The organism is Parapedobacter pyrenivorans, from assembly GCF_014636865.1.
GTDB lineage: Bacteria > Bacteroidota > Bacteroidia > Sphingobacteriales > Sphingobacteriaceae > Parapedobacter > Parapedobacter pyrenivorans.
Map to the genome: position 1 here is coordinate 1979875 of NZ_BMER01000001.1, position 14888 is coordinate 1994762.

Below are 14888 nucleotides of genomic sequence, written 5' to 3' on the forward strand. Positions count from 1 at the left end.
CATTATTTCTTTGCCAAAACTGCAATTAACTTGTCTACGAGAATAGCTGCAATTTTGAAATAGCTTTCCACGCTCCATCCCGCTACGTGCGGACTTAAGATGATCCGTTCGTTTTGTGCCAGCTGGCTATACCAATCGGTATCTTTCAATGCTGGGAATTTTTCTACAGGTAGCACATCAAAGGCAGCACCCAATATACGGCCTTCGTCCACGGCTTTCAGTACCGAGGGGACGTCCACGATTCCGCCGCGGGCACCGTTGAGGAAGAAGATCGGTTTGCGGAAGTGGTAGAGGTATTCATCATCAATCATGCTCCGGGTTTCGCGGGTAAGTGGAATGTGTAGGCTAAGTACATCGGCCCGTTTCACCACCTCTTCCATACTCACCTCTGTTGCATACGCGTCAGAATAGCCCGTTTTGTATTTGTCATAGGCAATGACTGTTACACCGAACCCCGATAGTTTGCGGGCCATGGCTTGGCCATTGTTTCCATAACCAATAAGGGCCACAGTGCGACCACCGAGCTCCAGTCCGCGGTTTTCCTCCCGCCGCCATAGGCCGTTTTTGACTTCCGAATTGCCGCGGTTGAGGTTGTTCATGAGGGACAGCAACATGCCAATCATGTGTTCACCAACCGCATCACGGTTGCCTTCTGGTGCGTTGAGTAGGGTAATGCCTTTAGCGATGGCGTAGTCTTCGTCAATATTATCCATACCTGCCCCACCGCGTGCGATAATGGTAAGGCGCGGCGCGGCATCAATGAAAGCCGCATCGACCTTAAACTTAGAGCGGATCACCAAGCCGGTGTAACCTGAAATCCGCAGGAGCGTGTCTTCAAGGGTAAACGCAGGTTTATAATCGAACGCAATGTCATTGGCTTGGAGTTTTTCCATAAACACGGGATGAATATCATCCACAATGAGCAATTTGGTGGAATGTGTGGTCATATATGTTGTGCAATATCGTTTGTCAATAAGATGAAATCTGCTACAGATAGGCGCTCGGCCCGTAGATCGTAGTAGGGATGATCACTCATTTTGTCCTTCGGAATAACGACAGCAAGTGCGTTGCGCAAGGTCTTACGTCGTTGATTAAAGGCTGCTTTCACAACGCGCCAAAACAACCGTTCATCACATTCTAATGTTTCGACGGCGTTGCGGGTGAGCCGGACAACACCCGAAAGTACCTTGGGTGGTGGGTTGAACGCTCCAGCCTTGACCGTAAATAAGTATTCGACGTGATAATAGGCTTGGACGAACACGCTCAATATTCCGTAGGCTTTGTTGCCCGGAGGGGCAGCACAGCGCTCCGCTACTTCTTTTTGGAACATACCCACCACTTCGACGACGCGATGGCGTTCGTCCAATATTTTGAATAAGATCTGGGAAGATATATGATAAGGGAAATTGCCGATGATAGCCAATTTGCTTTCAAAGTGGTCAGCAAAATCTAGCTTTAGAAAATCTCCGTGTATGAGCCTTTCGCCCAGATTCGGATATTTATGCTGTAAGTATTGTATCGACTCGTCATCCACGTCGATGAGCCATGTTCTGTAGATTTCATTGGGCAGGAGCACTTCCGAAAGTATCCCCATGCCAGGCCCTACCTCCAACACCGCGTCATAGCCAAGCTGAGGACGCAGCGCACCCACAATTTTGGCGGCTGTATTTTTGTCGGTCAGGAAATGCTGGCCCAGGTGTTTTTTTGCGCGGACGCTGTTCATCGATGAATTGGATTTATGGCAAACCGGGCAAAAATAACCTATTTAAATTAAGTTGCCAATTTTTGTTATGGGACCAGGGGTATGCGACGGTTGAAATGCAAGCGGTGTGGCGTGTTGACATGTTCTTTAGCGGCAGATGAGCGCATGGTAAACTTGCATATAAAGGCAATTTTATCTAAGTTTGGTAGCCAAAATAAAAAGCGGACATGAGCGACAAACTGAAAATTGGGATTTCTATCGGTGATGTAAATGGTATTGGGTTAGAGGTGATTATTAAGACCCTGTTGGACAACCGGATACTGGAATACTTTACGCCGATTGTATATGGGAATACCAAGGTCGCCTCCTTCCACAGGAAGGCGTTGGGAATTAATGATTTTAATTTCAATATCGTCAATTCTCCAGAGCATGCACATCCCAAGCGGGCCAACATGATAAATTGTTGGCAGGAAGATGTCACGATTACATTGGGCGAGGAAAACGAAACAGGCGGTAGGTATGCATTTCTTTCATTGAAGCATGCTGTGGATGACTTGTTGGCGGGCAAGATCGACGCATTGGTTACCGCCCCCATAAATAAGCATAACATCCAGCGCGAGGAATTTGACTTTCCAGGCCATACGGAGTACTTGCAGACTCGCACGGAAAATGGCGATGTATTGATGTTTATGATTAGTGAGGATCTGCGCGTAGGCGTGGTTACGGGCCATATCCCAGTGAAGGATGTTGCATCGAATATTTCGATTGAAGCCATTGTCTCCAAATTGCGATTGATGGATGCAAGCCTGAAGAAGGATTTTTGGATTCAAAAGCCCAAGATTGCCGTGTTGGGATTGAATCCCCACGCTGGGGACAAAGGTCTTATCGGCGTGGAAGACGAACAGATCATTGCGCCGGCAATTGAGCAGGCTAAGTCAGCAGGTATTTTTTGTTTCGGTCCTTATCCGGCCGATGGTTTCTTCGCTTCGGAAACCTATACCAAATTTGATGCGGTATTGGCCATGTATCACGACCAAGGGCTGATTCCATTTAAACATATTGCCGCGCGCAGCGGCGTCAATTTCACTGCTGGCCTGCCTGTTGTACGTACATCGCCAGACCATGGCACAGGATACGATATCGCGGGCAAAAATGTTGCTTCCGAAGCTTCGTTTGGGGAGGCGATATTTGCAGCTATCCATATTGTAGCGCGTAGGCGAGAACAAGAAGAACTGTTGTCAAATCCGTTGGTGATGAGGCGATTGTCTCGCGATCGGGACTAATCCGCCTTTGCGTAATAGGGGATTACCGACCGAATATGTATTTTTGCCGTCAAAATACGAGTTGGCGATGCCCGAGACAATCATGAAAGAATTTTTGCAACTTCCCATATTTTCGTTGCTTAGCGATGTTGCCGATGAATCCCAAACGGAATGTTATGTCATCGGCGGGTACGTAAGAGACCAAATTATGGGCCGTGATTTCAGAAATGATATCGACATCCTGGTTGTAGGCAGTGGAATCGACTTTGCTACACGTATTGGCAACCGGTTGGATACGAAAGTAACCACCTACCGAAATTTTGGGACCGCAATGATTAGCTACGGCGCACTGCAAATCGAGTTTGTTGGAGCACGGAAAGAATCTTATCGAGCGGATTCCCGTAAGCCCATCGTGGAAGACGGCAGTTTGCATGACGACCAAAACCGGCGTGATTTTACCATCAATGCGATGGCACTGTCACTCAATAAGCATGATTTCGGACGGCTGCTCGACCCTTTCGATGGCCGTACGGATATCCAATGCCGGACAATTCGTACACCGCTGGACCCCAAGGAGACCTTTTCAGATGATCCGTTGCGTATGATGCGTGCAATCCGCTTCGCGACCCAATTGAATTTCAAGATTGATGTAATGGCCATTAAGGCGATAGTGGAGCATAGCGAGCGGATTAAGATTATTTCCCGTGAACGGGTAGCCGATGAGCTAAATAAGATTGTTTCAGCGGCCAAGCCGTCTATTGGATTCAATTACCTGTTTGATACCGGGTTGCTTCATTTGGTTTTTCCGGCAATGGCCAATCTCCACGGCGTGGAAATCGTTGATGGTAAGGGGCATAAAGATAATTTTTACCATACTTTAGAAGTCTTGGATAACGTTGCCGAGCAAAGCGATGACTTATGGCTTCGCTGGGCGGCCATCATGCATGACATCGCTAAGCCGGCTACCAAGCGCTTCGATAAACGCCATGGATGGACATTTCATGGCCATGAGGATAAAGGTGCAAGGATGGTGCCCAAGCTTTTTGCGGATCTGAAGTTACCGCTCAATGATAAAATGAAGTTTGTGCAGAAGTTGGTACTGCTGCATCTGCGGCCAATTGTATTGGCGCAAGATATTGTAACCGATTCGGCAGTAAGACGGTTGTTGTTCGAAGCGGGCGATGACATCGATAGCCTGATGGCGCTCTGCCATGCGGATGTGACAACGAAGAATGACTATAAAAAGAAAAAATACAGGCAAAATTTCGAGCTGGTCAAGCAAAAGCTCAAGGACGTAGAGGAGCGGGATCAAATCAGGAACTGGCAGCCTCCGGTGACAGGTGAAGATATTATGAATGCCTTCGGATTGAAGCCGGGCAGAGAAGTGGGTACGATAAAAAGCGCAATTCGCGAGGCGATATTGGAGGGCGATATTCCCAACAGCCGAGACGAGGCTTATCGGTTCATGCTGGAAAAAGGAAAGCAATTGGGGCTGAACTAATGGGAACACAGCTTTTGATCGCTCACTTTGTACTTCGTACTTATTTTCGGATATTCGCATAAAAAATTCACGTAAAACAAACTATAAGGGAACGTTATGGCAATCTACCGTTTTAGAATTTCATTCGAAGACTATGATGACGTGATCCGTGAGATCGATGTATTACCGAAGCAAACTTTTCTGGACTTACACAATGCGCTGCATGCAGCCACAGGTTATAATCCTGAGGTGCAATCATCATTTTATGTGAGCAATGACCAATGGAAGAAAGGAACCGAGATTGCTTATTTGCCCGACGAAAGGAAGAAAGAACGTGGTATTGCAATGATGGAAGAGTCGAGATTGAATAAGTTCATCGACGACCCCCATCAGAAGTTCTATTACGTGTACAACTTCGATCGCCCACTTGATTTTCACGTACAACTAATCAAGATTCTGGCCGAAGACGCGGGCAAAGTATATCCGGCATTGTTTAGAAGCGTGGGGCAGGCCCCCAAATTGCCCGGTGCACCGATTGTACCTGCGGAAGCATCTACCAAAAAGGAAGGAGATGAATATGATTTCCTTCAAGAAACGGAGTATGGCATCAATGAAGAGGAAGATTTCGATATGTTGGATGAAGAGGAGCAGGAAGAAAATAAAGAAGAGGGGAACGGCGGGTTTGAAGACTATTAATGGGTGATGCGGGAAAAGACGTTGATCTGTGTGGTGGGGCCTACTGCCATCGGAAAGACGGCCGTAGGTGTCCGACTGGCAACGCATTTCGATACGGTTGTGCTCTCCGCCGACTCCCGACAGCTTTACCGTGAAATGAACATCGGTACGGCGAAGCCCTCCAAAGACGAGTTGGCTGCTATACAACATTATTTTATCGATTCTCATTCGATAACGGACGACTATTCCGCTGGCGATTTCGAACGCGATGCGCTGAAGCAGCTGGAAGATTTGTTTTCGAGGCATGACATTGTTGTCCTGGTAGGGGGATCGGGGTTGTTTGTCAATGCGGTATGTCAAGGATTAGATGATTTGCCCAAACCATTGGCAGGCGTTAGGGAACAACTGAATGCCGCCTATCGGAGACGGGGTTTGGAATACCTCCAACACCTGTTGAAACAAGTCGACCCTTTTTATTATAGCGAAGTGGATATCCATAATCCACAGCGCGTTATCCGCGCACTTGAGGTCTACGAAAGTACAGGCGTGCCGTTTTCTCATTTCCGACGCAAACAGGTTGCTAAGCGCCCTTTCAAGGTGCTGAAAATAGGTTTGAATATGGATCGCGAGTGTCTTTATCAACGCATCAACGCACGGGTCGACGCCATGATGGAGGCAGGTTTGTTGGAAGAGGTAGAATCGTTGCTACCCTATCGATATAAACTCCCGCTTCAAACGGTCGGCTATGCCGAATTATTCGATCACCTCGATGGCGAGTATACGTTGCCGCAAGCTGTCGAAAAAATTAAACAGCATACGCGAAGGTATGCCAAGCGTCAACTCACTTGGTTCAGGAAGGATGCGGAAACCAAGTGGTTTGAACCGGGAGATATGGTGCAGATTGCTGACTATATTGCTTCGAGGGTACAACCTGGTAACCGTATATAATCAATCTACGATAAGATTCCAACCGAATTCGTCTTCGATGCGGCCGTAACGCAAATCGTTGAGGTATTGCAGGACCTTGTTGGAGAATTCGCGCGTGGTGGGATCCGATAGTATATACCGTTTACCTTCATATCCAAGCTCTGTGATTGGCGTAAGCGTGGCCGCTGTACCAGCAGCAAATGCCTCAGTGACACTTCCATTTTCGATACCATCAACCAATTCCTTGACCGAGACCTTGCGTTCTTCAACCTGATAACCCCAATGCCGGGCGATTTCGACGATTGTACGGCGTGTGATCCCGTGAAGTATGGTGTCAGCAGAGGGGGTAATGATTGTATCGCCTACGCGAAATACCAGATTGGCTGTGCCCGCCTCTTCCACATACTTGTGTTCTATGGCATCCGTCCACATCAGTTGGTCAAATCCCTCTTCCTGTGCAAGCCGGGTGGGATGGAGCGAGAGGGCATAATTCCCCGCATTCTTGGAGAATCCTACGCCTCCTTCGACTGCACGGGTGAAATGTGTCTCTACCTTTAGCCGCAAGGGTTTGTTGTAATAGGCACCTACCGGGCCGGTGATAATGATAAATTTGTACGAATCGGAGGGGTGAACACCTAATGCGGCTTCCGTTCCGAACATAAATGGTCGGATATAGAGCGAGGCGCCATCTGTATTCGGTACCCAATCGCGGTCGAGGTCGAGCAACGTCTTGAGTCCGCCGATGAATAGTTCTTCCGGTACTTCCGGCATTTCCAGTCGAAGGGCAGATTTATTGAACCGCTCGTTGTTTTTGTCAGGCCGGAATACGCTCACCGTGCCATCAGCAAATTTGTAGGCTTTCATGCCTTCAAAAATCGCCTGGCCATAATGCAATGCCGATGTGGCAGGGCTCAACGACAGGTTTCCGTAAGGCACGATGCTCACATCCGCCCAGTGCCCGTTCGCATATTCCGCCACCAGCATGTGGTCGGATAAAATTTGACCAAATTTCAGGTTGTTGAAATCGACTTGTGGGAGCCTCGATTGTTGCGTTTGCTCCACCCGGATTGCTGTAGTTTCTGCCTCGTTCATAGCTGTATCATCTTAGGTGTGCAAGTTAGGAAAAAAAGCGGATTGGAAGAAAAGATTTCATTCCGATCCGCTTTGCTTATCAGGCTGTTTGATCGTCTATGGTAGCATCCTGGGCATTGCGTTTCACTGATTCGATACCTTTGTCGCGGCCCGAAGCAGACTCGTATAGTTCGCTACTGCCAATCACTTGGCCATTGCTGGCTTTCAGATTGAAGAAAAATTTGCCGTTTTTAGCTTCCTTCCTTTCATAGCGGTTGTCGTCGGTCGCATTTTTGCGTACCGATTCGACCCCATTTAGGCAGGACGCTTTAGCGGAATACCCTTCGCTTGTCAAGATGATCTCGCCATTGCCGGCTTTAAGGTTAAACTGAAACTCTCCATTCTTACGTTTTGAAATTACAAATTTTCCCATGATTCTGATGCTTTTGGTTTACATAAAAATAATTAGTAAGGATTCTATAGTAGGCTAATTTAAACAACTACCGGTTAAATCAAAATTAAATCTGGCTTTAACGGGTAACAAACCGAAGCCCCCCGTGATATACCGATAGATAATACAGGTTTAATCATTAATGGAGATTGTTATGAAGAATAGTTTACGAGTCGCATTGGCTGTACTGTTTGTTTGGCTGATGTGGAATCATGAGGTAAAATCGCAAGAGCGTTTTCCGTGGCAGGTGGGGGTGTTCGGTGGTATTAGTCCTACTTTAGGTACGTATCACGGAGACACGGCCCAAGCCAATTTAGGGTATGTCGGTGGGTTTTTTGCCGACCACTATTTCGGAGGCGGTGATTTCGGCGCGGGTATCGATGTACGGATGATTCAGCATCCATTGTGGGGTGGCGATAGCGTGCTTTTCCGGAATGGCTATACGGCTACCACATACCACAATGCGAAGCGTTTTCAGCACATGGGACTGGCTGTAGGGCCTACTTATCGGTTCAGAACGGGTAAGTTTGAATTAGAATTATTTGCCAAAGGAGGGATTTTATTTCAACAGTTTCCCAATTATACCAGGGAACTGGTTTATGAGACGGCCGATGTGCGCGGCGGAATGATTACGCAATCGGTGGTCATCCGCCGTACCGCCAACTCAGCTGACAAGGCACTTGCCTGGATGGGGGTAGGTGGACTGCGACTCAACTATGAGCTTGCACGCAATTTGAGTGTCTTTGTGCAGGGAGATTATCTAAGTACATTAGGCACACGTTTCGGCGGCAAGCCGAGTGAGTTTTTCATCGAAGAACTGCCGATAACTCAGCCCCTCACGGAAGGTCATTTCGTGGAGAATCCTTACGAGTTTTTTGCTGAAAAACTAGAGATCCGACGCGCGTTTGCACAAGCTGTCAATATCGCTGCGGGGATTAAGTACGCATTTGGGAAGAGACGGGACAGCAAGCCGCTGGTGGCACCGCCGCCCGCGGAAGTGGTTGCATTGAAGCCCAAGCAGGAGGAGTCAAAAGATATCGTGGTGGTGGTGAAGGATAAACAGACAGGGTTGGCATTGGGCGGCGTGAAAGTAACGGTGGAAGGAGCGGGTATTGAACATACAACGACGACAAACGCCATTGGCGAAACGGAACGGTTGGTGGCAGTCGCAAATGGAACCTATCATGTTTCGGGTGAGAAAAACGGCATCGAAGCAACCATAGCCACTATCACTCCCGTCGACTTTGAGCGGGCAGGCCAAACCATCTACAAAGAATTGTTGCACGATGACCCACGGTTTACACTCGTAGGGGAAACCGTAGAATGTGAAACCGAGCAGTACATGTCCGGCATCAACACCATGCTTACCAATGAAACCACAGCAGCGAACATCAGCCAAGTGTCGGATGTTGAGGGGAAGTTTATTTTCCAACTGGAGCAGCAATCCGCGTACAATGTAGTAGCCAACCAATCCGGAAAATATTCGCAGACCGAACGCGTGAGTACTATAGGGTTGGATCGTAGTAAAACGCTCTATGTGACGCTTAAACTGGGGGTCTGTGCATTGGAGCGGGGTACCTCTTGGATTGTAAAAAATATCCTATATGACTTTGATAAGAGCGATATCCGGCACGATGCCGCACTTGTTCTCGACAATGTAGTCAACGTTCTGCGGCAGAATCCAACCCTACGGATCGAATTGTCTTCGCATACGGACAGCCGGGGTAATGATGCCTATAACCTTCGTTTGTCGCAACGCCGGGCTGAAGCGGCCGTAGACTACCTGGTTTCAAAAGGGATTAGCCGGGATCGGATGGTGGCAAGGGGATACGGTGAAACACGGTTAATCAATGCATGCGCAAACGGAATGGATTGTTCGGAAGAAGACCATGAACAGAACCGCCGGACGGAAATCAATGTGTTGAGCTATTAAATCCTACATAAACCTATCGAAAAAACAATGCCAGAACGGTTGCGCGGATATCCGTGCCACCGTTCTGGCTTGGTTAAACTACACGGTAGCACATCATGAAAATATTCTGTAAGCATTTAATAGGTTTTATCGTTTTTGCATTGAAGTCGGCGTTTAGGGGCCCTTACTAGCCACCACAGCAACGCGCCGAAGGCTACGATGCCCAAGGTCCAGTATGACCATATTGCCCACGCCCGCCGAGGTTCAAGATAGATCGGTGAGTCGATTCCGGTAAGTTGGAGCGATGCCCAATACCACGGATTCTGCAACAGCGGCGGTGAGGTAGCCAAGTATCGCCTTTTGGCTATTGCAAGTGCCTGAGCGGGTTGTCCCGTTTCGGCAAGTGCGTCGTAGAACAGCTGGGCAAGTGCGGCTGTGGTTTGATCATCCACGGTCCAGTAGGAAGCAATGACACTGTGGATGCCCTTGCTCAGAAAAGTTTTGTTTAGGCTTTCCACCCCTTCGCCCGGCAGTAGCTGGCCAGAAGCAGTTTGGCAAGCGGAAAGGAATATCAATGGCGAGCTGGTGTGTATATATTGCAATTTGTCAAGAGTCACCGGATGGTCTAAGACTAGATACGGGCCGCCAACGCCGTCGGCGATGGCATGAGCGGCCACGTGGATGAATTGGCCATTTGCCAATGCCTCAAAGAAAACGCTATCGGTAGCGGCATCGTCCAAATAAGTGTCAGCATTGAAATGTGTAGCAAGATACGCCGCTTCATGCGAGACAAAATGCAAATCCCGTAAACCTGTGCCCTGGTAATCCTGTTTGGCCAGCACGGCAATGGAGGTATGGCGCGGTGAGGGACTGTGTTCCTGCATATTCAGGAGGAAGGTGTACGTGTAGTTGATGGTGTTGCGCTCGCCAAGAAAATGACCATCTTTCACCAAAGCGTCAAACGGTAAAGTAAACAATGGGCCATCGGGCGAGACGATCATCCGGCAGGTCGCTCCTCCGGCAGTGGGGAGCAATAGGTTGGCAATCGCTGAAGCCGTCGTTTGATATTTTAGTGGATCGTTGTCATAAGCCGTGGGGCTATATCCGAAATAGGTCTCCATGAAATGGGGTAAATCACTTAGGGATGCAGCCGGAATATGATTCGCAACCGATTGACCCCGTACCGTTGCGGTATAGTAGGCACCCCCCCCGGAATCGATGAAATAACTCACCAGCGTTGCCGAATCTGAGCGCGCTGTGATTGACGTAGTAAACGCATCGAAATCAGGCGGCGCAAACGACTGGTCAAAATGGTTTTCGGCGAGTTGAAGCTCAAAAGCAAGTTGTTCGACTTCTTGCTGTAATCGCAGTTTTTCTTGGGGGTTTCCTGCCATTGTCTGGGCTTGCAAAAGGTATTGCAGCCGTTGGCGCTGGCGCTGACGGACACTGCTCACGCTATCCTGAGCCCATTGATTGGAACGGTTGATTTCCTGATGTAATTGCCTGCCTTTGGATAATTCAGTAATCCACAGCATGAGCATAGCTAATGATTGGCTAGTGGTGTAGTCGCTTGTACGTTCGTAACGTTGCCAGAGATGGGCCATTGCTTCGTGAAGCAGCTTACGATTCCAGGCGGAATTTTGATAGTGACTTGCACTGCTTGCAATAAGCTGTTGACTGTAATATGCGTTTTCGATGGCCTTGACATAATAATGAGCAGCGGAATCGGACTGTTGAAGGGCATGTGTCCTCGCCAATCCCCAAAGTGCCTCCGTGAAGGTATAATCGGGAAAACTGTGCGGTGATCTCGGATCAGGTGAAAACAGAAACAGTGTTTTTTGGAAATCCTGAATGGCATCGAATGGCCGTTGGCACAGGAAATGGAGGTTGCCTCGAGTATAATAATACTTCGCTTTTTCGCGCTGTTTGCCATTGGGGAGATGGGTTTCCGCAAGTGCCAGGGCTTGGTTGATGGCTTGTAGGGCTTTTGGAAGCTGCCGCCGTTCGCCTGCCAAAAAGCTCTGCTGGTGCAATGCGGCGGTATACCAGATGAGCGTGTCACCCTGCAGAGGCCGGCCCGAAAACAGGGACAGTGCCAGCTCGTTATAATAGGCTGCGCTATCCAACTGATCAACTTCCTGATGGCTGCGTGCCAAGGTGTTGTAAAGCAGTGCAGCATGAATATCATTTTCCCGGACGTACAACAATCCATGTGTACAGGCGGCCCGGAGGCTGTCGGGCCATCCGATTTGCTGGTAGGTGATAGCCATGTTGCCGTATAGGGCCGGAAGGTATTGCAGATTTTGCCGGGCTTTCGAAAGGTCAATAGCACGTTGATGAATATGCAAAGCTTTTTGCAGATCGCCGATTTGGGTGTAGAGATTGCCAAGTGGTTTGGCGATATACAGTACAAAATCCGGATCGTCAAGCCGACTAGTGATGCAATAGTCCATTGCCAGCTCATAATAACGTACACTCGCTAGGATATTGCCGTTTTCGCGCAGCGCATAGCCAATATTGAGCAACAGCCAGGCGTACATTTCTTTACCCTCTGCAGTGGTGGGTTCGGCTGCTAATAGCTTGATGAATGAGTCGGGGTTGTGAACGAATCGCTCTGGATGGTCGTAAGCAATATTACCCAATTGTTCAAGTTGCCTGAGCAATACCAATGTATCCACTGCAACATCTGCGGCATGAGGGGCCTGTAGGGTATCGCGCTTGGTATCCCGGCACCCCATGAGCAGACCCACCCATAGGGCAAAACACCCCAGTGCGGTTTTCACTAAAGCCGCCATGCTGCATACAACTGACCAAATTGCCCTTGATTGGCGCCGTATACATAGCGCAGACCTAGAACAGGGCCCAAATAGGTGCGCCCGAAGTTGATATCGGCAAACGATTGGATGTGTAACCTGCTCATTGCCAGTCGTTCATTGGAGTATGGTAATCGTGCCGCGATGTCCCCATTGGTTGCGAGTAAGTGGTACGTTCGTTCTTCGGTATGCTTGGTGTTGATAGCCGTTTCGGCAAGTGCACCCACTCCCGCGGATACCCAACTGTTGAAGTTGTATCGGAGGTGCAATGGCACAATCCGCAATTGGATGAATCGGGAGTGGACATCTCGGTCATACCGTTCGTATTCATATCTTTGCCTGCGGTCCGTTCCGGGTTCGGTGTACTCAATCACACCGGGTTCGTATACCGTGGTTGTTTCGCTAGCACGGTAAGCATTGACATATACCTCCACTTGCCAATAGAGCTTGCGATAAGGAGCGATTGGCGCAAGCCCGACGCCCAGCATCGGACCGTTTTTCCATACACGTTCTTTATCACCTTCCGTTGGTTGCTGGATGAAGTGAGAGTAGCCCGCAAATACAATCGGCGATAAACCCTTTCGGAACCTGCCGGTCGCAAAATTGGTCGTAATTGGTTCGTTTTTGTCGAAATAGATATTAGTCTGACCTTTAAACGACCGGTTAGGCAATTTCTTTTTTGGGCGGACGGTAAAGCGGATAAATCCCTGTGTGCTGTCTTTGTCATGTACATCGGGCGCTTTCGAGCCGGGCAGCGCGATGTTTTTAAAATGGAATACCAGCGTATCGGGTCCCTTGGTGTTATATTGATAGCATGGACCCTGACCATCGATACCGCAGGAGTCGATTTCGGGGTATAGGTTGAGTAAGTTGAAGGTGGTGGGGTCGAGCACTTCGGGCAATTTGATTTCCAATCGGATATTTTTGGCATCACCTTCGCCGTCGTTCTGGAACTGCACCTTATACATTAGTTCCTTGCGCTTGGATAGCAGGCGATAGCTCAGGCGCGATTGCTTGAGCGACATCTTGTTCGGGTCATGTGAAGTGACGATCGGCACATCCAATCGGTGCACACGGGCGGGGCCTTTTTCGGGAATGAATACGCCGGTGATGGTTACCGTCGCATTCGTGTCTGTCAGCATTTCGGGAGTAATGTCTAGGTTGACCAAAGAAAACTGTGCGCTGTTCTTGCCAGCTACTTCATAAGACGTCACGGTTTTGTAGCTGCCGTATAGCTCGGCGAAATAGTCGATCGCATCACTGCCCATGAAATCGAGCTCTTCGCGGATGCCGTAGTCGGGGCTACCACTCTGTGTCACGGTTACGCTTGGTATGGTCGCCCACAGGCTTTCGAGATTTTTCGGATCATCGAGGGAAGTGACGACTTCGTCGTTATAAGTCGTTTGACCGGCATATACAAATCCCTCAGTGCCGAAGATCTTTTCGTTGGTCAGCAAGAATACCCTGCCTCTTTCGGCGGTGTTGACCCCCGCGATGACCACCATGTCTTGTCCGGGCAGTGCATTGGCATTTTTGGAAAGCTTGAAGAGGCCGTCTGCGTTGAAGAAGTTTTTCTCAGCTGCAGAGGCAATCGGCGTGGGGGCTGTCTTGGCCGAGTCTACATTGATTTTTCTTGTCGGGCGTTTGGGCCGCGGTCCATTGTCGTAATTGTTAACGGTATAGAGGGTGACCTCATAATCGCCGGGTTTAACATATTGGTGCGTTGGAGTCTCCTCCGTACTGAAATGCCCGTCACCGAAATCCCATAGGTAGGTGTAAAACGGCTGGCGTCCGCCGGGAATCCCGGTGAGCGTAGGTAATTCTGCTTGGAATGTTGCTCGACTGCCGAGGAATTGTACGTCAATCTTTGCCTCGACGGTGTCTATGCCATTGGCATGGGCGGTTGCGCAGCAAATCAGCAATGTACAGAGTGTTAGGTAGTGTTTTAATTCCATAGCCGTCAATTGGTGTTTTGGGTGAAAAATAAGAATTTTTTTTATTTTTACGACCATCATACCCAATTACGCAATGCATCCCGATCAACGGTTTATTAACTATTTACAGCATAACGACAGTCGGGGAATTGTGGAGATCTACCACTTATATGCCGACAAGATCGTGCGGATGATCCGGCACAACAATGGGGATGAAGCGGATGCTGCCGATATTCTTCAGGAAGCGCTGATCGACATCTATCGGCTGAGTGCCGATGGGAAATTTGTGTTGACCTGTCCTTTTGAGGCTTTTTTGGTGACTGTCTGCAAGCGTAAATGGTTCAATGTATTGAAAAAAAAGTCGGGCAATCCGGTAACAAAGTCATTGGACGACGGATTTACGTTTGAACAGAATGACGAAACGGAAGCCAATGGGATTGCCGATCAGTTAGAGCGGGAAAATACGGTGATGCAAGTGCTCGAAACCATGGGTTCGACTTGTCGTGACATCATCAAGGCTTGCATGGGCAAGGAGCATCAGGAGAAGATAGCAGAACAATTGGGCCTGACCTATGCGTACCTGCGTAAGAAAAAAAGCGAGTGTATGGCACAACTGGGAAGATTAGTAAAAGCGCATCCGTTGTTTAACCGTGAACAGTAA

Annotated in this window: 12 protein-coding genes; 6 read left to right on the plus strand and 6 right to left on the minus strand. The window is 48.8% G+C overall.

Features of this window, described 5'->3' with window-relative positions; all coding sequences use genetic code 11:
* Window positions 1-2: 2 nt before the first annotated feature.
* Window positions 3-947, minus strand: a complete 945-nt coding sequence (locus IEV98_RS07820) for an NAD(P)-dependent oxidoreductase (protein ID WP_188505312.1) — start codon at window positions 945-947, stop codon at window positions 3-5.
* Window positions 944-1723 carry a 16S rRNA (adenine(1518)-N(6)/adenine(1519)-N(6))-dimethyltransferase RsmA gene (gene rsmA / locus IEV98_RS07825; protein WP_188505313.1) on the minus strand — a complete coding sequence of 260 codons (780 nt, stop codon included), beginning with the start codon at window positions 1721-1723 and terminating at the stop codon, window positions 944-946. The genes IEV98_RS07820 and rsmA overlap by 4 nt, the downstream gene beginning before the upstream one ends.
* 206 nt (window positions 1724-1929) lie before the next feature.
* On the opposite strand from rsmA, the gene pdxA reads away from it, so the two are divergent.
* The 4 genes from pdxA (at window position 1930) to miaA (ending at window position 6067) form a co-directional block, all read left to right on the plus strand.
* A complete protein-coding gene (gene pdxA / locus IEV98_RS07830; RefSeq protein ID WP_188505314.1) occupies window positions 1930-2985 on the plus strand; it encodes a 4-hydroxythreonine-4-phosphate dehydrogenase PdxA in 1056 nt (351 codons plus the stop codon).
* 82 nt (window positions 2986-3067) lie between these two features.
* Window positions 3068-4465, plus strand: a complete 1398-nt coding sequence (locus tag IEV98_RS07835) for a CCA tRNA nucleotidyltransferase (RefSeq protein WP_188505315.1) — start codon at window positions 3068-3070, stop codon at window positions 4463-4465.
* A 96-nt stretch (window positions 4466-4561) separates the two neighbouring features.
* Complete coding sequence (locus IEV98_RS07840) at window positions 4562-5140, plus strand: IS1096 element passenger TnpR family protein (RefSeq protein WP_188505316.1); 579 nt, start codon at window positions 4562-4564, stop codon at window positions 5138-5140.
* 6 nt (window positions 5141-5146) lie between these two features.
* Window positions 5147-6067 carry a tRNA (adenosine(37)-N6)-dimethylallyltransferase MiaA gene (miaA, locus tag IEV98_RS07845; protein ID WP_188505317.1) on the plus strand — a complete coding sequence of 307 codons (921 nt, stop codon included), beginning with the start codon at window positions 5147-5149 and terminating at the stop codon, window positions 6065-6067.
* On the opposite strand, the gene IEV98_RS07850 is transcribed toward miaA, so the two are convergent.
* A complete protein-coding gene (locus tag IEV98_RS07850) occupies window positions 6068-7138 on the minus strand; it encodes a branched-chain amino acid aminotransferase (RefSeq protein ID WP_188505318.1) in 1071 nt (356 codons plus the stop codon).
* A gap of 79 nt (window positions 7139-7217) precedes the next feature.
* Window positions 7218-7550 (minus strand): YegP family protein, encoded by a 333-nt coding sequence (locus IEV98_RS07855; RefSeq protein WP_188505319.1) that lies wholly within the window; start codon window positions 7548-7550, stop codon window positions 7218-7220.
* Window positions 7551-7722: 172 nt separating this feature from the next.
* Between IEV98_RS07855 and IEV98_RS07860 the strand changes: the two genes are divergently transcribed.
* A complete protein-coding gene (locus IEV98_RS07860; RefSeq protein ID WP_188505320.1) occupies window positions 7723-9501 on the plus strand; it encodes an OmpA family protein in 1779 nt (592 codons plus the stop codon).
* Window positions 9502-9617: 116 nt separating this feature from the next.
* Here IEV98_RS07860 and IEV98_RS07865 read toward each other — a convergent pair whose 3' ends face one another.
* A complete protein-coding gene (locus IEV98_RS07865) occupies window positions 9618-12275 on the minus strand; it encodes a CHAT domain-containing protein (protein ID WP_188505321.1) in 2658 nt (885 codons plus the stop codon).
* On the minus strand, window positions 12263-14248 hold the full coding sequence (locus tag IEV98_RS24570; RefSeq protein WP_262892473.1) for a PKD domain-containing protein: 1986 nt from the start codon (window positions 14246-14248) through the stop codon (window positions 12263-12265). The genes IEV98_RS07865 and IEV98_RS24570 overlap by 13 nt, the downstream gene beginning before the upstream one ends.
* A gap of 73 nt (window positions 14249-14321) precedes the next feature.
* On the opposite strand from IEV98_RS24570, the gene IEV98_RS07875 reads away from it, so the two are divergent.
* On the plus strand, window positions 14322-14888 hold the full coding sequence (locus tag IEV98_RS07875; RefSeq protein WP_188505323.1) for an RNA polymerase sigma factor: 567 nt from the start codon (window positions 14322-14324) through the stop codon (window positions 14886-14888).